Annotated in this window: 20 protein-coding genes; 17 read left to right on the top strand and 3 right to left on the bottom strand. The window is 33.3% G+C overall.

All coding sequences use genetic code 11. The features are described from left to right. Positions 1–6: 6 nt before the first annotated feature. The 3 genes from ACYQ5R_RS12025 to ACYQ5R_RS12015 all read right to left on the bottom strand — a co-directional run bounded on the left by ACYQ5R_RS12025 (position 7) and on the right by ACYQ5R_RS12015 (position 3,632). Entirely contained in the window at positions 7–633 is a 627-nt protein-coding gene (locus ACYQ5R_RS12025) for a methyltransferase domain-containing protein (RefSeq protein WP_460191202.1), read from the bottom strand. Beyond that, positions 633–1,940 (bottom strand): 30S ribosomal protein S12 methylthiotransferase RimO, encoded by a 1,308-nt coding sequence (rimO, locus tag ACYQ5R_RS12020; protein ID WP_460191201.1) that lies wholly within the window; start codon positions 1,938–1,940, stop codon positions 633–635. Before rimO ends, ACYQ5R_RS12025 begins: the two co-directional genes overlap by 1 nt. 69 nt (positions 1,941–2,009) lie before the next feature. After that, on the bottom strand, positions 2,010–3,632 hold the full coding sequence (locus ACYQ5R_RS12015) for an amidase family protein (RefSeq protein ID WP_460191200.1): 1,623 nt from the start codon (positions 3,630–3,632) through the stop codon (positions 2,010–2,012). A 281-nt stretch (positions 3,633–3,913) separates the two neighbouring features. On the opposite strand from ACYQ5R_RS12015, the gene ACYQ5R_RS12010 reads away from it, so the two are divergent. From ACYQ5R_RS12010 to ACYQ5R_RS11930, 17 genes are all read left to right on the top strand, one after another. Next, entirely contained in the window at positions 3,914–5,047 is a 1,134-nt protein-coding gene (locus ACYQ5R_RS12010; RefSeq protein ID WP_460191199.1) for a hypothetical protein, read from the top strand. A 35-nt stretch (positions 5,048–5,082) separates the two neighbouring features. Then, positions 5,083–5,334, top strand: coding sequence for a hypothetical protein (locus ACYQ5R_RS12005; RefSeq protein WP_460191198.1), 252 nt, complete (start codon positions 5,083–5,085; stop codon positions 5,332–5,334). Positions 5,335–5,409: 75 nt separating this feature from the next. Then, the gene (locus ACYQ5R_RS12000; protein ID WP_460191197.1) at positions 5,410–6,402 is read left to right on the top strand and encodes a hypothetical protein; all 993 of its coding nucleotides are present in this window, start codon (positions 5,410–5,412) and stop codon (positions 6,400–6,402) included. Positions 6,403–6,482: 80 nt separating this feature from the next. Next, entirely contained in the window at positions 6,483–7,484 is a 1,002-nt protein-coding gene (locus ACYQ5R_RS11995; protein ID WP_460191196.1) for a hypothetical protein, read from the top strand. An 11-nt stretch (positions 7,485–7,495) separates the two neighbouring features. Continuing rightward, positions 7,496–8,554 (top strand): hypothetical protein, encoded by a 1,059-nt coding sequence (locus ACYQ5R_RS11990; RefSeq protein ID WP_460191195.1) that lies wholly within the window; start codon positions 7,496–7,498, stop codon positions 8,552–8,554. 78 nt (positions 8,555–8,632) lie between these two features. Continuing rightward, positions 8,633–9,694: a hypothetical protein gene (locus tag ACYQ5R_RS11985; protein ID WP_460191194.1), complete on the top strand. Its 1,062-nt coding sequence runs from the start codon at positions 8,633–8,635 to the stop codon at positions 9,692–9,694. A gap of 314 nt (positions 9,695–10,008) precedes the next feature. Next, the gene (locus tag ACYQ5R_RS11980; protein ID WP_460191193.1) at positions 10,009–10,785 is read left to right on the top strand and encodes a hypothetical protein; all 777 of its coding nucleotides are present in this window, start codon (positions 10,009–10,011) and stop codon (positions 10,783–10,785) included. A gap of 219 nt (positions 10,786–11,004) precedes the next feature. After that, positions 11,005–11,580, top strand: a complete 576-nt coding sequence (locus ACYQ5R_RS11975; RefSeq protein ID WP_460191192.1) for a Crp/Fnr family transcriptional regulator — start codon at positions 11,005–11,007, stop codon at positions 11,578–11,580. Positions 11,581–11,650: 70 nt separating this feature from the next. Further along, positions 11,651–12,283 (top strand): NAD(P)H-dependent oxidoreductase, encoded by a 633-nt coding sequence (locus ACYQ5R_RS11970; RefSeq protein ID WP_460191191.1) that lies wholly within the window; start codon positions 11,651–11,653, stop codon positions 12,281–12,283. Positions 12,284–12,287: 4 nt separating this feature from the next. Then, positions 12,288–13,208 (top strand): glyoxalase III HchA, encoded by a 921-nt coding sequence (gene hchA / locus ACYQ5R_RS11965; RefSeq protein ID WP_460191190.1) that lies wholly within the window; start codon positions 12,288–12,290, stop codon positions 13,206–13,208. A gap of 616 nt (positions 13,209–13,824) precedes the next feature. Continuing rightward, a complete protein-coding gene (locus tag ACYQ5R_RS11960) occupies positions 13,825–14,160 on the top strand; it encodes a DoxX family protein (RefSeq protein ID WP_460191189.1) in 336 nt (111 codons plus the stop codon). A 4-nt stretch (positions 14,161–14,164) separates the two neighbouring features. Beyond that, positions 14,165–14,515 (top strand): DoxX family protein, encoded by a 351-nt coding sequence (locus ACYQ5R_RS11955; RefSeq protein WP_460191188.1) that lies wholly within the window; start codon positions 14,165–14,167, stop codon positions 14,513–14,515. 211 nt (positions 14,516–14,726) lie between these two features. Beyond that, positions 14,727–15,716: a hypothetical protein gene (locus ACYQ5R_RS11950; RefSeq protein ID WP_460191187.1), complete on the top strand. Its 990-nt coding sequence runs from the start codon at positions 14,727–14,729 to the stop codon at positions 15,714–15,716. Positions 15,717–15,796: 80 nt separating this feature from the next. After that, a complete protein-coding gene (locus tag ACYQ5R_RS11945; protein ID WP_460191186.1) occupies positions 15,797–16,258 on the top strand; it encodes a hypothetical protein in 462 nt (153 codons plus the stop codon). Positions 16,259–16,375: 117 nt separating this feature from the next. Then, on the top strand, positions 16,376–16,744 hold the full coding sequence (locus ACYQ5R_RS11940) for a DUF2200 domain-containing protein (RefSeq protein ID WP_460191185.1): 369 nt from the start codon (positions 16,376–16,378) through the stop codon (positions 16,742–16,744). A 25-nt stretch (positions 16,745–16,769) separates the two neighbouring features. Beyond that, entirely contained in the window at positions 16,770–17,234 is a 465-nt protein-coding gene (locus ACYQ5R_RS11935; RefSeq protein WP_460191184.1) for a hypothetical protein, read from the top strand. 23 nt (positions 17,235–17,257) lie between these two features. Further along, on the top strand, positions 17,258–17,764 hold the full coding sequence (locus ACYQ5R_RS11930; protein ID WP_460191183.1) for a GNAT family N-acetyltransferase: 507 nt from the start codon (positions 17,258–17,260) through the stop codon (positions 17,762–17,764). The last annotated feature ends 129 nt before the right edge of the window (positions 17,765–17,893 follow it).

Raw genomic sequence — 17,893 nt, 5'->3', positions numbered from 1 at the left:
CAGTGTTTAAGCGCGTTGAAACAAGGTGTAGATAAACGGACGCTCTCCACCAAACGGATTTACAAAGGTAAACTCAAATTCCTCTAAAAGTGTGAACTCCTCCCCTAATTGGGCTGCAATCATGTTGCGGTCATAACGGTGTAATTCTTGTCCGCTGCACTTTAAAGCACCCTCTAAATTAAATTCAGCAATAATAACATAACCACCAGCTTGCACTTTGCTTTTCAACAAATCAAAATAGGCTTGTTGTTCATGTGCTTCTCTAAAAAAGTGCAATACAGCCCTATCGTGCCAAACCGCTACAGGAGCTATGTCTTTTAACACAGTTGGGGCTGTTAAATCGTCTTCTATAAAGCGTACATACTCTAATTGCTCTTCGGGAATTCTAGACTGCAAAACCTCCAATGCACTTGCTGCAATATCATTTACAGACACATTGGTATAGCCGGCATCTAACACCTGATTTACAAAATTAGAAGCGCCAGTACCAACATTTAAAATGTGCGCATCTTTATCAATATTGCATTTAGATAATAGCAATAACGATTCTGATGCCTCGGCTTGGTACCATCCTGTTTTTTCTGGAGGGGTATTGGCATATACTTGCTGCCAATGTTCTTTTATTGGATTCATTAGGCGTTTATTGGGGTTGCATACAAATCAAAGTCTGCCGCTTCGGTAACTTTAACAGTAGTGTACTCTCCTGTTTTTAAATAGTGTTGACTCGCATCAATTAATACCTCATTATCTACATCTGGTGAATCAAACTCAGTACGTCCTACAAAGTAATTTCCTTCTTTACGGTCTATCACCACTTTAAACTCCTTCCCTATTTTCTCTTGATTCAATTCCCAAGAAATTTGCGATTGTAACTCCATAATCTCATTGGCACGTTGTTGCTTTACTTCTTGTGGCACATTGTCTTCTAAAGCATATGCTCCAGTATTCTCTTCATGTGAATACGTAAAACAGCCTAAACGCTCAAAACGCATTTCTTCTACCCAGTTTTTAAGGGTTTGAAAATCTTCTTCGGTTTCACCAGGATACCCAACAATTAAGGTAGTTCTAATCGCCATATCTGGCACCGCCTCTCTAAACTGATGCAACAACTTAGTAGTTTTAGCTTTGGTAGTACCGCGTTTCATACTCTTTAAAATAGGATCTGCAATATGCTGTAACGGTATATCGATATAGTTACAAATCTTTGGCTCTTCGCGCATAACTTCTAACACATCCATCGGAAAGCCTGTTGGAAACGCGTAGTGTAAACGAATCCACTCAATACCTTCTACTTTTACCAAATGACGTAATAACTCTGCTAAGTTTCTTTTCTTGTACAAGTCTAATCCGTAGTAGGTTAAGTCTTGCGCAATTAAAATCAATTCTTTTACACCTTTGGCAGCCAACTTGGTTGCTTCTTCTACCACCTCTTCTATTGGCGTAGATTTATGCTTACCGCGCATTAAAGGTATCGCACAAAAGCTACAAGGTCTATCGCAACCTTCGGCAATTTTTAAATAGGCATAATTTTTTGGTGTGGTAGTTAAACGCTCACCAATCAACTCGTGTTTGTAGTCTGCCCCTAAGGCTTTTAATAACGAAGGTAATTCCGTAGTACCAAAATACTGATCTACAGACGGAATCTCTTTTTGTAAATCTGGTTTGTAACGCTCACTCAAACATCCGGTTACAAAAACCTTATCTACATCGCCTTCTTCTTTTTTGCGCACATATTCTAAAATGGTATTTACACTTTCTTCTTTGGCATTGTCTATAAATCCGCAAGTGTTAATCACTACCACATTTCCTTCTTCTTCGTGCACCACTTCTTTGTCATTGGCCTTTAATTGACCCATTAACACTTCAGAATCATAAACGTTTTTAGAACAACCCAATGTAACTACATTGATTTTATTTTTCTTTAAAGATTTTGTGCGCATAATCGTTTAAATTTTGGACTGCAAAAGTACGGATATTTATCGGTTTGAATCCTATTTTAAATCAGGTACTTATTCATAGCCTTTAGGGGCTTTTCGCATCAATGAAATCTGCTCGTAGCCATAGCCCCATTGCAACAAATTATTTTCGCCTTTTGGCGATATAAATGTTAAGCCAAATGGTTTGCCATCTTTATCATAACCCATAGGTACCGTTAATGCAGGATAAATAGCCACAGCAGCATACCCTGCATGGTAATTATTAATAGATAACACCGCATCTAAATTGTGTTTTTCCATAGGCACATCAAAAAAGGCTTTCCCTTTTAGTTGCAACGAATCTTTTAACTGTGCGAAATCAGCGTCGGTTGTGGCATCATTTACAATACCATAAAATAAGTTCTGCCCATAGGGCATGGTCTTTACAGAATCGGTTTTATTAAAGGCAATCACATCTGCTACAGAATACACTCCAATATCTTTATCTGCCGCATTGTTTAAATACACCGGTAAATCATGGCGCATATCTAAATTCAACAAAGTTAAAAATCCATCGAGCTGCGGTCTTTCTGGAGCAATCTCCACCAATACAGCACCGGCTTCTTGCAATTGTTGTGTGGCAGTAGCATACAACTCGTTTTCTAGCAAACTCTTAAGCACACCAAAACGCTTGCCTTTTACAAAATCGGCAGCTGGTTGCATCCATACGGTGCCATCGTAGGCAAATTCTGCCACTTCAAAACTTTTGCTATCTGCAGCATCGTAGCCTTTCATGGCATCTAACACAATGGCATTGTCTATCACATTTTTGGTCATTGGCCCAGGAGTATCTAGCGTACTAGAAATTGGCACAATACCCGACCTACTCAAAAACCCGATGGTGGGTTTTAAGCCTACAATTGAATTCTGACTAGAAGGCGACAAGATAGAACCAGAGGTTTCAGACCCCACGGTTGCCACAGCAAAATTTACCGAAGTGGCTACCCCACTACCGCTACTAGAACCACCAGTATCAAACTTTTTTCTGCCATAAGGGTTTAAGGTTTGTCCGCCTACCGCACTATAACCACTTGGGCAATCGCCACAGAAAAAATACGCCCATTCGCTCAAATTAGATTTTCCTAAAATAAGGGCTCCGTGTTTTTTAAGTTGGGTGGTTATAAAGGCATCTTCTGCAAAATTTTCTGACAAGGCAATGGCACCTGCAGTGGTTGCAATACCTTGGGCGTTGATATTGTCTTTTAATAATATAGGCATACCAAAAATGGGATGTTTTACCTCTGCATTTTCTAAAGCAGCATCGCGTTGTTTGGCTTCTTCTACCACATTGGGGTTAAGGGCGATTACACTGTTTAAGGAGTTGTTATTGGCACGATCGTAGGTTTTAATACGGTACAAATAAAACAAGGTTAGCTCTTGGTAGCTCAACCTACCATTAGAAATATGACGTTGTATGCTCGGGATGCTTTGCTCCCAAACCATGGGTTTTATACGCTCGTAATCTGTGGCTGTAAAATCTTGCCAATAGCTTTCAAAAGGTTCCCACATAGCTGCTACATCAAGGTATTGCGAGTCTAATACTTTAAAATCGTAAAACGCTTCTGGAAGGTTGCTGGTTGTTTCTGTGGGTTGTTCTGTTTGGCATGCTGCTAGACAAAGCAGTGCTAGTAATGGGTATAGGTATTGGGTTTTCATTTGTTTTGTTTTGAGTTTCTAAAGTACAAAAAACCTTGTTGATAAGTCGAGGAGAAAGATATCAAAGAAAATGGTTATATTTGAAATATTGACAATCAGAAAATTAACCAACCAATATTATTCCTAATAAAAATTATATTTTTTTGAAATGGATAATAGCACCTAAAAGTGATGATATCCCCCTCATATTAGCGGGATAACAGCACCTTTGGTAATGATATAACAAGCTAGTTACTATTTGAATAGAAAAAAAATTGATTAGTTTTATTTAATTGAACGATATGAAAAAATTTCTTCTCGCAATTCTCTTTGGATTATCAGTATTTACAGGTAGTTCTCAATCAGGAACCCTTCGTTTTTATTATTCGGTTGGCATGGAATATACACCATTTGAAATGGAGAATCCAAGCCAAACAGACCCTAATGGTGTAGTAACATTTGTCTCTCAGGTATTTGAATGTCCTTACAGTGACGGTGATTTTGCAGCAAATCTAGATAATGATCTATATGAAAACGAACAGACTCATGGAGATTTCAAGAGGTTTATAATAGACTATGTAAAGAGGTTTCATAGAGATTGGGCTGAACATCCAAGATTTCGACTTATAAACAATACGGTACATTCATCGGCAACGGTATATTCGTCGTCGGTAAATGGATATCAGGCAGTTATTGACTTACCTCAAACAATTGTTGTTGATTATTGGGCCGTCGCACGTTGCCCTATACCGTATAATAATAATAGTCCAAATACCATTGGTCAGGTTTCCACGGTCACAAATAACTCGAACAACACTGGAACGTCATCTACAAAAAATGGAGTTATGTACGACAGTAATGGGTTGCCAACCACCCCTGAAATAGAAGCGATGAAAAGAAAAAGCCAAGCAGAATATAATAGAAACGTACAAATGTTTCAAGCTGGTATGCAAACACTTAATGCCATTGGCAACATGCTCGAACAAAACCGACAACGTAGACTAGCTTTTGAAAGAGAACAAAGACAAAAAGAAGAAATGGAAGAGCAGCGAAAAATTCAATTTAACAATCAAGCTCGTCAATTTCGAAAACAATATAATGAAGTAATAAGTTCAAGACAGTCGTTTTTAGACCAAGTCAAATTAAAGTCTACCTTAGGAGAAGACGGAACAGTGTTTAAGCCGCTGTATATATACTTTGCTTATGTACCTAAGGATTATGATTATTATTACGAAAGAGTCAATTACCCTAATATCTTAAAGTTTGAAATTAATGAAAACACACAGGTTCAATTCTCTCAGGTTTTTGCCTTTTTTCCCTATTCAAATGGTCAGTACCCCTTTATAGAGGATATTAAAAAACAGATAATTAGGGAACATTTTGGAAGAAAAGCAAATGATTATGAAACAGTTTTTTTCAATGGGAAAATAGTGTAAATGCTATTACCAGTAGTCTTAAAAGAAATTTAGAAATGGCTGTTTCTACTTACTATTTTAGTAAAGCGTCTCCACCTCAGACTAATCAAATAACATTTTTAAATGATAAAGTCAATAGCGAACAAAGCAAAGATTACTGGACAGGTGAAAAGATAAAATCAAAATCTGATGAGAAAACAGACTATTGGTCTACAGATAAAAAATCGAAATCGACACAAAAAAAAGATTACTGGTCTACAGACAAAAAAACTAAAAAGAAAACGGACTATTGGAATAACAATAATTAGCAAACAATGAAACAATTTATTTACTGTCTTTTATCATTGATAATTAGTTCATCAATTTATGCCCAAAACGTCACCATGGCCAAGGCGTTTTATAAAAAAGCGCAGATTGCTTATGAAAATAATGAATATAAAAAAGCCATTGATTTATTAGAAAAGACTAAGTCAAATTTAAATGGAGGTACTAATCCTGATATCATTTATTTGGAAGCAAAATCTAGGTTAGCTAATGATAAGAAAATAAATCATGCAAAAACCTTATTTGAAACATTTTTAAACACGGTAGATGATACCGATAGTAGAGTTGAAGAGGTGTCTTCATTATTAGTGGATTTCGAAACCTCAGATGAGTATTACAGTAATGGTCAAAAAAAAAGAAACATATCTTATACTGAAGAAGGTCTAAGAAAAGTGCGCTATTATGCCTCGAACGGAATAGACTACAGATTTGACGATTTTGATGGTAACGAATTGGTATATTCAGAATATTACAGTTATATCAATGGTGAATATAGAGTCAAATGTGTTCTTAATTTAAAAGATAGAGAAGATTATTATTATTCATATTCTATGACAAATGGTGATGTCAAAACCTTAAAGTTGTATAATTCAAAACCAAGTAATATTTCCTATCAAACTTATGGCTTTAATGCAGATTATGAGGCTGTAACTTCTGAAGTACCAATTGTCAAGGATAATCCTGATAAAGTAAAATGGTATTATGATGGTGAATTAAGACAAGAAATAAATTATAACACAAATACAAATGAGATTTTTTCTGCTATTTTCCAATATGAAACTGAGAATAATGATACTTCCTATCTAGGTGACCGCATAAAAACTGATTTTACAACAGACAGTGACCGAAAATTGTCAGTTGAGAGATACCATGATAATGGTCTAATAGCAGTATTTTATTTTCAAAACTTTTTTAAAGCATCTTATGCTTTTGATTATCGCTGTTACTTTGATGAAATAGGGAATCCACTAAAAATGGTAATATTAAAGAAAGGAAGGCATAAAAGATCATATTCTTATGATAGTTCTAGTAAATTCTGGACTAAAATTTAAATCATACTCGAATGAAAAGCAATTGTATTCTGCTCTTTTTTTTATTTGTTTCTCTTGGCTTAAATGCCCAAAACATCACCATGGCTAAAGCGTTTTATAAAAAGGCACAAATGGCTTATGAAAATGAGAATTATCGAGAAGCTATCAATCTAATTATCGAAACTAAGAATAACTTAAATGGAAATACTAATCCTGACATCATTTATCTAGAAGCAAAAGCACGATATAAGAATGACATGAATATTAATAAAGCTAAAAGTTTATTTCAATCATTTTTAAATGAAGCAGATGAGGATGATGGCAGAATACAAGAAGTTGCGGGTATTTTAGTAGACCTAGAGACCTCAGAAGAATTTTACAGCAACGGTTTACGCAAACAAGTGACACAACAGTTTTCTGATACAGGAAGAACATTCATAGATTATTATAGCGAATGCTATGAGGATACTGGCACCTATAAACGATATGTCCCCGAAACATCTAAATATTATGGGAGGCAAGAATACGTTGTTGGAGCACTAACTGTCTTTGAAGAATCTTTTTCTGATGGAGAAATCTATTCTCAAACATATTACAAAAATGTAGAAAAAAACAAATATCAACTTAACCCAGTGCCGTATTACAAGGCATATCGAAATCCTGATGAGGATATAAAGACTATAAAAACCGCTATTGCAATTTCAGGTGGTAGTCTCAACTGCGAGGAAGAGAAATATACATTTAACAGACTGGTAAGCCAAGGACCTCATAGTTTTAAGTTTTACAACGATGAAGGTAAAATGATAATTCATAAAAAACCAGGGTCTATTCACGTTTTTGATCCAAATAATGAAGAACAGGTTTTCGGTACGGCCACTTCATGGGACTCCATAACCTACTACGATTTTGAGACTGATATAGATCTTGTAGAAAATTTTAACCAAGGCATGATAAAATCCTTTAAAGAACAGCGAGGAAAAGAACATCACATTTACCATTTTAACCAACAAGGTGTATTAACCAAACGTGATTTTTATAAAAAGAATAAGTTTAAATATAGTGAAGCCTTCGATTATTCAAATAAATCCTGGACTAAAATTTAAACCCTACACAAATGAAAAGCTACAGTATTATACTCATTATCTTATTTGTCTCTCTCGGTGTAAAGGCCCAAAACGTCACCATGGCCAAGGCCTTTTATCAAAAAGCACAGATGGCTTATGAAAATGAGAACTATAAAGAAGCCATTGATCTAATCACTGAAACTAAAAACAACCTAAATGGCAACACCAACGCAGATATCATCTATTTAGAGGCAAAAGCACGATATAAAAGTGATAAGAATATTACTAAAGCTAAAAGCTTATTTGAATCCTTTTTAAATGAATCAGATGATGATGATGGCAGAATACAAGAAGTTGCAGATATTTTAGTGGATATTAAAACTTCTGATAATTTCTATAACAATGGTAACATTAAATCAAAGGAGTATGTTAATGAGAATGGACAACGGATATATGATTCTTATGATGCCAGTGGAAATCGTTTAACATCAAAAATATACAACTCAAAAGGAGAAACTAATGTTTCACAGATTATCTCATACACCAATTTGAATGACAAAGAAAAGATAGACAATGTCAAATTTTACAACACAAACAACGACGTATACAAAGTCATGTATTATCATGATGGTGCTAAATACATAGAGTTAGAAGACTTAGCTACAGCCAAAAACGGAAAGTATAATATTGAAAACCCTTGGGCTTGGGAAAATACTCCGTACTATATCACCATATATAACTCAAATGGAGATCCAGTGCAAGGCTATACTCCAGCAATTGTAAGGAGCGATTATTATCGCCCTAATGGACTTTTTATTCGCTCAGCTTATAATTCAAATGACTATGTATTATATGAGCCTAAAAACCCTTTAATTTATTCGTATCATGACTCACCAGAGATAAATTCCGCCACAAAGGAGCATAAATACTGGTTTGGCATGGTGAAAGAGTTGGGCTATTGGGACGAAAGTTTAAATACATGGATAGTGATGTATTTTAATAGTGAAGGTATTCCAGAGAAAAAAGAACATTACAAAAATGTGTACATGAAAAAATTAAGATCAACTTGGGAGTATAACGTCTCACAAGACCAGTGGGTTCAACAATAATTTTAAACAATGAAGTATATTTTATTTTACATATTAACGCTTTCCATTTTCTCAAGTCTTTGTGCCCAAAACATCACCATGGCCAAGGCGTTTTACAAAAAAGCACAGATGGCTTATGAAAATGAAGACTATGAAGAAGCCATTGATCTAATCACTGAAACTAAAAACAACCTAAATGGCAACACCAACGCAGATATCATCTATTTAGAGGCAAAAGCACGATATAAAAATGACAGGAACATTAATAAAGCTAAAAGACTATTTGAATCATTTTTAGACGAAGCAGACACAGATGACGGTAGGATACAAGAGGTTGCAAACATTTTAGTTGATATTAAAACTTCTGATAACTTCTATGATAATGGTTTAAGGAAAATGATAACTGGCACATTTGATGATGGCAGAAAATACAAAAAGTATCTGACTGAGTGTTATGTCAGTACAAATACCTGTAAAATAGTTACGGAGGAGTCAGAGAAATATTTAGGAAGTATTCAGCATTGCGTTGGGGGAAATTTAGTATTTAGGGAGAACATAAAAGATGGTAAAATCAATTATCAGACTTTTTATAAATATCATTCTTTAAATGGTAATTTAATTCTCTCTAAATATTATGAGAATTATTTGTATGAAATAACTTATTATCCTACCGATGAGGAATATAGATATAGAGAAGAAAAAAGCTTTTTTGAGGATATATCAACATTTCGGACTGAAATTAGAGACGAAACCCTAAAGACGGCATGTAAAGGAGAAAACTACTCATTTAATTATGTTATTCCCAATGAAGATCACGGTTTTAAATATTTTGATAATGACGGTAATGTAACTATTCATTATATGGGGCCCGCAATACATATTTTCGGATCAAATGGGGTAAAAGTTGGTACCGGTAACATTTATAGCCAAACTTCTATACAGTATTATGACAAAGAATCTAACGAATCAATTTACAGCGATTTTAATATGCCTCTTATTAAATCAATAAAAACAGAATGGGATGGCGGCAATGGTTTATACCATGAAATATATCATTTTGATGAAAATGGTCAATTAATAAAAAAGGATCAATACAAAAGAAAAAAGTATAAATACAGTGAACGTTTTAATAAATCTGATAACTCTTGGACTAAAATTTAAATCAAATGAAAAACTTCAGTATGTTGCTCCTCTTCTTACTGGTTGCTCTCGGTGTAAACGCCCAAAACGTCACCATGGCCAAGGCCTTTTATTAAAAAGCACAAATTGCTTATGAAAATGAAAACTACGAAGAAGCCTTAGAATTTATCAAAAAAACTAAGGATAATCTGAATGGCAGTACAAATCCAGATATCACATATCTAGAGGCGAAAACTGAATTAGCAAAACTTAGAACATATTATGCAGCTCAATTGCTTTTTAAAAAATTTCTAAGGGATGCTGATTCTGATGATACAAGAATTGAGGAAGTAACAATGATTTTAGTAAATTTTGAAAATTCTGAGGATTATCATAGTAATGGATTCAAAAAGCGATACATATCATATACCGATGAAGGGTTCCGCAAAATTGAATACTTAAATGCTGATGGAAGACCGTTGAGATATGATATTTTTGATGGAAATGAACTGAAGTATTCTCAACTAAACGGCACTGATAGCAATAATTTCTCCACCTATAAATTAGATTTACGCGATCGAGAAGGCCATTTTTATTCATTCTCCAAAACTAATGGAAGCGTAACAGTTATTAAGCTTTTTAATAATAGACCAAATACTATTGTTTACAAGACAGGTTCTTTAAAAGCTGATTATACCCTTGCTTTATCAGATTCTCCAATTATAAATGATCGACCTGATGAGGTGAAAATATACTACGATAATGAATTTAGACAATACTATAAATATGACAAAGAAAATAGCAAATCTTCAAGAGTTGCAGAGATGAAGGTTTTTAATTATTTTAAATCTTGGAAACCTTATGAGAATGGCTATTGTGTCTATTATGAATCTAGGCATATCGATTATGATTACATACAAGAAGTGAAAATAATAAGCTTCCACGATAATGGTATGGTTAAAGAATTATATGAAGAAGATCACTTAAATATTGGTTACGATATACATGCCTTTTTTAATGACGAAGGATGGCCGATTAAACAGAAAATGTATTCTAAGAATAAACTCAAGGTTGTCCAGTCTTTTGATTCTAAAACAAAAGACTGGACAGAATTAAAAAAGCGAGATTGGTAAAATAACGGCTACCAACAATCCCTTTAATTGCCAGCGCCAATTAGCTGCGCTCTTGGCATTGCTAGATTTAAATAAAATATTACCTTTAAATTTTAAGCTACTGCATTGGATTAAATAGTAGAAATATTTCTAACTTTTCTCCGAAGGAATACGAGACAAGTTAATTTTTGAACCTACGAAGTACATCCTAAGCATTCCACTGGAAACAAATTAGTATTCATGAAAGAACTTTTAGATTATTTTAAGCATTCAGTTTCAATTTCACCTGAAATAGAACATAAAATAAATGAGATAATCAAAGAGAGAAACTTAGTAAAAGGAGAACAAATTCTAACAGAGAATTCTAACAAAAAGGAACATATATTTATTGCAAGTGGCTGTTTGCGTTCCTATTACAAATCAGAAAATGGAAAGGAGCACACCTTACAATTTGCCATTAAAAATTGGTGGATAAGTGATTATATAACGCTTTATACAAATAACAAATCTGTTGTTACCATTGAAAGCCTCACCCATTCTAAAGTTTATATAATGGACAATTCTAAAGTTGAAAAATTCTACCAAGAATTTCCTCAATTCGAAATGATGCAGCGTAAGAATTTTGAGAAACGAATTGCTGCACTTCAAAAACGAATTTTAAATTTATTAGCATTAACGGCCGCAGAAAAATACAATCAGTTTATTGAGGATTATGCTGATTTCGAAAAAATAATACCCAATTATCAAATTGCCTCATACCTCGGAATTACTCCTCAAAGTTTAAGTAGAATCAGAAAGGAAAGAGTGAAAAACTGATTTATTAACATAGATTCATTTTTACCTTTTAATTATAATTTAACTTTGTATACCAATCAAAATTATGACAATGAGTTTTTTAGACAAATTAAAAGAACGCTATGCTACAAAAGCAATGAATGGCGAAATAGTTCCTCAAGAAAAAATAGACAACATTTTAGAAGCCATAAGGCTAGCGCCAACATCTAGCGGATTACAACCATTTGAAGTTTTTGTGGTTACAAACAAAGAAACCAAAGCCAGCATCAAAGAAATAGCTTGGAATCAACCGCAAGTAACAGATTGTTCTCATTTGCTTGTATTTGCAGCATGGGATCATTATACGGAAGACCGAATTAACTATATGTTTGATTTAACAAATGACGTAAGAGGTTTTAAAAATGAAGGATGGGAAAATTATCGTCAAATGTTATTAGATAGCTACCCAAAACGCGATCCTGAAGCCAATTTTGAACATGCTGCAAGACAAACTTATATTGCCTTTATGGCCGCTATCGGGCAAGCAGCATACGAAGGTTTAGACAGTACTCCTATGGAAGGGTTTGACCCTGAGGCCTTAGATAAAATTCTTGGTTTGAGAGAAAAAGGGTTACGTAGCACACTACTATTACCTATAGGCTATAAAGACGCAGATAACGATTGGTTGGTAAATCTTGTAAAGGTTAGAAAACCAATGAAGAAATTAGTAACATTTATACAATAGAATTATGAAGAAGAAAATAATTTTATCGCTACTTAGCTTATTTTTGCTAGTAACGATTGGTTTATACTTAACATCTAGACCTACAAAAACAGAAGACGGATCTTATATTCCTTCGCCGTTAGCATTAAAATTAGCAACATCTCCAACTACAGATTTTGATAATACTGTTTATGAAAATAAGTATACAGGAGATAAAAAGGTGTTAATGCTATGCACAGAACAGAAAAACATGACCATGGCAAATGGTAAAAAATTTTCAACCGGAAACCATCCTGTGGAAATGCTGCTCCCTATACTACATTTAAGAAATGCGGGGTTTGATGTTGATGTAGCTACACCTAATGGAAAACCAGCAGTACTTGAACATTGGGCAATGCCAGAGAAAGATGAGCAAGTAAAAGCAATCTATTCGGAATTCAAGAATAAATTTGAGCAACCTATAAATTTATCCGATTTTGTATCAAATACTATGAATGAAAATAGTGACTATATCGCCATTTATTTTCCTGGAGGTCATGGCGCAATGCTTGGACTTCCAGAAAATAAGGATGTGAATAAGTTGATTAATTGGTCTCACAATAATGATATGTTTACCCTAGCCATTTGTCATGGCCCAGCTGCATTATTAGCAGCAAATTTAAATTCTGATAAAGATACATTCATTTATAAAGGTTATAAAATAGCTGCATTTCCTGATGCTGTTGACGAACAAACTGCAATGATTGGATATATGCCTGGGCACATGCCATGGAAATTTGGCGAAAAATTGAACGCATTAGGAGTTACAATTATTAACCAAGAAGCAGATAATTCAGTGTATATAGATCGAAAATTAATTACAGGAGCAAGTCCGCAGGCAGCAAATGATTTTGGAAAACTATCTGCCACTGAATTATTAAAAGAAGTGCATAAAACTAGTAGATAAAATTGGGGATAATTTGATGTTGAATCTTGTTACTTTCTAACGATTGAATTAAGAATTAAATACAACAAATCAATTCTCTCGTTTGAATGGTTTTTGGCCTCTGATTCTAGGGTAAATATCTTCAAAAAACTATACTCGAAGCCGCTGGAGATCAAAATCTTACATAAAAACATTTTTTAAGAAAAATGTATATTGTTAGAAGCATGAATAAAATAGCGATTTTAACTTTTAAAAGTTCACATATAGATCCATGAATACTCTAGGATATTCTATAGAAGAAAACATAATTTTACTATTCTAAAAATAAAATATCTCTTAGCGATTTTAGTTCATTTTAAGATGATTATAAATCAAAATTAGATTTCATACGAGTCGATATAATCTATAGTTGAGTAATAGAGACCTCAACAAAAACGACTTATTAAAAATGATAGTTAATTAATTTTTAAGGAATTATAAAAATTTATACCTAATTTTAAAAGTGAAAATGTGTTTGCGTTTTTAAATAATTTTATCAATTCAAAATACAATGATATCATTGTTTGAAAATACGAGGTACATGAAATAGCGATTTCCGAAAAGCTAAGAGAGTAGGAATAATTTAAATTACAATAGAATGGAAAATTTAATTCATTTAGGTCAATTAATAGTTGGAATATCTGTTTTGTTTGTTTGGACATTTAGATTTCACAATGTTTTAATAGAGTTTGAGGAATTCGGTTTAAGTGATTTAACCAGAAATCTAGTTGGTGCCTCCAAAATAGCTCTCGCCACTTTACTTATTGCTGGTATTTGGTACCCCTCATTGGTATTGATTCCTGCTATTTTAATGGGAGTTTTTATGATTAGCGCACAATATTTTCACAATAAAAATGGTAATCCCTTTATAAAGCGATTACCCTCTCTTGTTCTTTTGATATTATGTGCTTTAATAACTTATTTTTCAATATAGAACATTGCTTGACCTTCTCACTATATGCATTGTAGTATCTAGTTTTTCTTTTATTGGCTATGCTATATCCTATTTTACAGCACCTCATATGAAGAAAGAGTTTGAACGTTTTGGACTTCAAAAATTGGGCTTTACGATAATTATATTAGAAATAATTGGAGCATTAGGTTTGTTAGTTGGTTTAAAGTTTTTATCGCTATTATTAATTTCTTCAGGAGGTCTTGCATTGCTAATGCTGGCGGGATTAATTGTACGAATAAAAATTAAAGATTCAATTTGGGTTTCTTTTCCAGCTTTTTTCTTTTTGATTTTGAATGCTTATATATTTTGGGAGTCATTGTATTTAATGAATTAAAATGTAATCCTCTTTTGTATGAAAAGACTTTTTTGTACAACTTTTCTTATGGTACTATTTTAGTTTCACTAAATAGCAATGCTCAAGAAAGCCATCGCAACTGCCATTCATCGATAATTGCCTGTGAGACCTTAATTGATATTGAAAATAAAATAGGCTTGAATTTGTACCTACCCAAAGGTTGACAAAGTGGAAAAATAAAAGTGAATGAATGATGAAAATACTTTTTAAAACTTTTGGATTACTATGCCTACTGTTTTTTGGTTTCAATTCTTATTCACAGAAAATAATTGAAGACTACAAACCCCTTAAATACGATAGTGTTAGAATTGGACCAGGAGAAAAAGATTTTCTACCTTATATTCAGAACGGGTATACCCTAATGCTTCCTGACACAAGTAAAATTAAAGGGGTTCTTATTTTTCTTGAAGATTCAAAATATGACCAGAAGAATTTTAGTGCAAAGCAACTCTATAAAGAGGCAGCGGACAAAGGTTTTGCCGTATTATCTGTTTCTTCTGAAATACCACTTAATTTTTACTTTTCAAAAACATCTATGTCTGCAACACATGAATTGATTCATGAAGCGTTTAACACGCACGATTTACCCAATACAAATATATTCTTCTTGGGAACTAGCTTGGTTGGACATAGAGCCATGCGCTATATAAAATTTATTGAGGAAGACATATTGGATTTTAAACCAAACATTAAAGGTATTGTTATATGCAACTTTACGTTAGATTTTACTAGAAAATGGTACCAACATCAGCGAGATATTCGCATCAATAAAATTGATCTTGGAGAACCAAAATTTATGAATTATATGTTGGAAACCTATCTGAATGGCACACCCGAAACAAACCCAGAAGCATATTTTAATTTTTCAGCTTATAGCTACTTCGATCAAAAAAATAGAAATATTAAGTATTATTCAGACCTGGCCGTTAGAGCTTATGTAGAACCAGCAATAAAATATAAATTAACCAACCAACTGAGAACGCTATATGAGAATAACACTACAGACTTGGTTGGTTTCTTGGCTGAATTGGCATTGGCTGGAAATAAAAATACCGAGTTAATTGTGCTACAACCAGAAGATAATCCATCTGAAGTAAAGAACACCCAATCTACATGGAATGCTATAGACAAAGACGAATTATTGAATTGGATTGACAATCAAACCGAAGAAGGTCATTAAACAGTCACTTTTTATTTAAACACATATTAACTTATGTAAATTAAAAGCTACCTTTAAAAAACAAACTAAATTTTTTATACATGCAATTCGCTCAGAGGATTTTTCCGAAAGAAATTAATAACACCTATGTAGGTAATAAAATAGCATTGTACTTTTTCTATCTATTTACAATAGTAACTGTTGTAAGAAGTTTGATTCACATGTTTGCCCCAGATGGTGGTGCCCAAAGTATTGCAACCATTCCGTTAGATACTTATACTATTGAAGGAGCGCAAACTGTTATTTTAATTTTTGCTCTTTGGGGGTTATCACAGCTACTTATGGGGCTGTTCTATGCAATTGTATGTTGGCGATATAAATCCTTAATTCCATTGATGTACCTGTTTATTGTTTTAGAGTATGCAATGCGTTTGGTATTAGCCACAATAAAGCCAATAGAAACCGCAGGAACAGCACCTGGTGGTATTGCTAATTATATTATAATACCAATTGCGTTCATATTGTTCTTATTATCTGTAAATTCAAAAAACAATAAGAGTTAATTCCAAGAGCTTATCAGTACTTTGGTTGTTAAATAAAAGTTTGTTGATTAATCTTGAGTCTCAATTTTATTTCAAATTACTAACTTTAAACTTTTACCACTAAATCATCTTCAACACATGGAAGTAACAGCCGAAAAAAATGAAAAAGTCGGAACCTTATTATTTAGCTCTATTTATCCACTTTATTGGAATAGATTAGAAAAAAATGGCAGAACAAAAGAAGAGTTTCATCAAGTTTTAGAATGGTTTACAGGATTTGATGAAGCTACCTTACAAAAGTTGATCGATGAGAAAGTAACCTTTGAAACCTTTTTTGATCGCGCAAATATTCATCCGAATGCTCATATGATTAAAGGAGTCGTTTGTGGTTATCGTATTGAAAATATTGCGGATGAATTTGAATTATACAGACAATGCAGACAAATGGAAAAACTTATTGACGAACTTGCAAAGGGGCGTAAAATGGAGAAAATTTTACGTTCATAAAATTGCAGTTAAATAATCAACTCTTATGAAATTGAGAAAAATCTACTTTTTATCTTCGCTTTTGATAGCGTTATTAGTTATAGCTCTTTTAATTACTGGCTCAAAATATCTAACCGTGGCATTAGATAAAGATGCTACAATTCCCTTAGGTACTTTTATAAGCTGTGCAGGTATTATTGCTTTACCTCAAACAGTTTATTGGGGAGTTTATGGATTGAGAACTCCTAAGAACAAACTTCACAAACTGCTTTCAATTTTACTTAAAACGTGTATTGTTTTAGGAATTCTTTGGATGCCAATTTCTTATTTTTTAGCTGGTAATATTTCGTTCACATTTATAGAAAAAATCACCTTTCAAGGTGGTCAAAGTGCAATGCGGTGGTTTTGGAGATTGAATTATGGCATTGCTATTGGATCCATTGCAACACTTTTAGTTTATTGGATATCATTGTTATTTAAGCCTAAAAATAATACAAGAAATATCTATTAGAACATCAAGAAACAGAACGACTTTTGTTTAAAAATGTCAGCATTAAACATTTTGACGATTGGCTTGTATTTCATCAATCCCCTATCACATCTCTTTATTGGGAAGCCGAATTGCAATCTCCAGAAATTGAATGTGAAAAATGGTATAAAAAACAGTTTCATCGTTATGAAAATAATTTGGGTGGCATGAATGCCTTGATTGAAAAAGCCTCTGGAAAATTAGTGGGACATTGTGGTCTGTTGGTTCAAACTGTTGATTCACAAACCGAGTTAGAAATTGGTTATTCTCTGTTACCAGAATTTTGGAATAGAGGGTTTGCTACTGAAGCTGCAAAAAAATGTAGAGATTTCGCTTTTACAAACAACTTTTCAGAGTCACTAATATCTATTATTAGTGTAACAAATAAACCTTCTGAAAAGGTGGCTTTAAAAAATGGAATGCGCAACTTCAAAGCGACCATTTACAATAATAACGAGGTTAACATCTTTAGAGTAACAAAGTCTGAATGGAACAGCCTGATTGTTAAATAATCTGACAGAGAAAGCTCCGAAGTATTACTAAAAAAAAAGTATAGAAACCTAATTCCTTCTTGTCAACTTAGATTGATTATAGTAAATAAACAAATATCATTACAGGTCATTCAAATTAATATTTTCAAA

The organism is Urechidicola sp. KH5, from assembly GCF_054661455.1.
This window is presented reverse-complemented; position numbering and strand designations above follow the sequence as displayed.

What these genes read in the sequence shown, in the direction of transcription:
- ACYQ5R_RS12015 (WP_460191200.1), bottom strand. Translation starts at nt 3,632, where the DNA reads ATGAAAACCCAATACCTATACCCATTACTAGCACTGCTTTGTCTAGCA.
- ACYQ5R_RS11990 (WP_460191195.1), top strand. Translation starts at nt 7,496, where the DNA reads ATGAAAAGCTACAGTATTATACTCATTATCTTATTTGTCTCTCTCGGT.
- ACYQ5R_RS12005 (WP_460191198.1), top strand. Translation starts at nt 5,083, where the DNA reads ATGGCTGTTTCTACTTACTATTTTAGTAAAGCGTCTCCACCTCAGACT.
- hchA (WP_460191190.1), top strand. Translation starts at nt 12,288, where the DNA reads ATGAAGAAGAAAATAATTTTATCGCTACTTAGCTTATTTTTGCTAGTA.
- ACYQ5R_RS11970 (WP_460191191.1), top strand. Translation starts at nt 11,651, where the DNA reads ATGAGTTTTTTAGACAAATTAAAAGAACGCTATGCTACAAAAGCAATG.
- ACYQ5R_RS11950 (WP_460191187.1), top strand. Translation starts at nt 14,727, where the DNA reads ATGATGAAAATACTTTTTAAAACTTTTGGATTACTATGCCTACTGTTT.
- ACYQ5R_RS11975 (WP_460191192.1), top strand. Translation starts at nt 11,005, where the DNA reads ATGAAAGAACTTTTAGATTATTTTAAGCATTCAGTTTCAATTTCACCT.
- ACYQ5R_RS11935 (WP_460191184.1), top strand. Translation starts at nt 16,770, where the DNA reads ATGAAATTGAGAAAAATCTACTTTTTATCTTCGCTTTTGATAGCGTTA.
- rimO (WP_460191201.1), bottom strand. Translation starts at nt 1,940, where the DNA reads ATGCGCACAAAATCTTTAAAGAAAAATAAAATCAATGTAGTTACATTG.
- ACYQ5R_RS11995 (WP_460191196.1), top strand. Translation starts at nt 6,483, where the DNA reads ATGGCTAAAGCGTTTTATAAAAAGGCACAAATGGCTTATGAAAATGAG.
- ACYQ5R_RS11945 (WP_460191186.1), top strand. Translation starts at nt 15,797, where the DNA reads ATGCAATTCGCTCAGAGGATTTTTCCGAAAGAAATTAATAACACCTAT.
- ACYQ5R_RS12025 (WP_460191202.1), bottom strand. Translation starts at nt 633, where the DNA reads ATGAATCCAATAAAAGAACATTGGCAGCAAGTATATGCCAATACCCCT.
- ACYQ5R_RS11980 (WP_460191193.1), top strand. Translation starts at nt 10,009, where the DNA reads ATGATTTTAGTAAATTTTGAAAATTCTGAGGATTATCATAGTAATGGA.
- ACYQ5R_RS11960 (WP_460191189.1), top strand. Translation starts at nt 13,825, where the DNA reads ATGGAAAATTTAATTCATTTAGGTCAATTAATAGTTGGAATATCTGTT.
- ACYQ5R_RS12000 (WP_460191197.1), top strand. Translation starts at nt 5,410, where the DNA reads ATGGCCAAGGCGTTTTATAAAAAAGCGCAGATTGCTTATGAAAATAAT.
- ACYQ5R_RS11940 (WP_460191185.1), top strand. Translation starts at nt 16,376, where the DNA reads ATGGAAGTAACAGCCGAAAAAAATGAAAAAGTCGGAACCTTATTATTT.
- ACYQ5R_RS12010 (WP_460191199.1), top strand. Translation starts at nt 3,914, where the DNA reads ATGAAAAAATTTCTTCTCGCAATTCTCTTTGGATTATCAGTATTTACA.
- ACYQ5R_RS11985 (WP_460191194.1), top strand. Translation starts at nt 8,633, where the DNA reads ATGGCCAAGGCGTTTTACAAAAAAGCACAGATGGCTTATGAAAATGAA.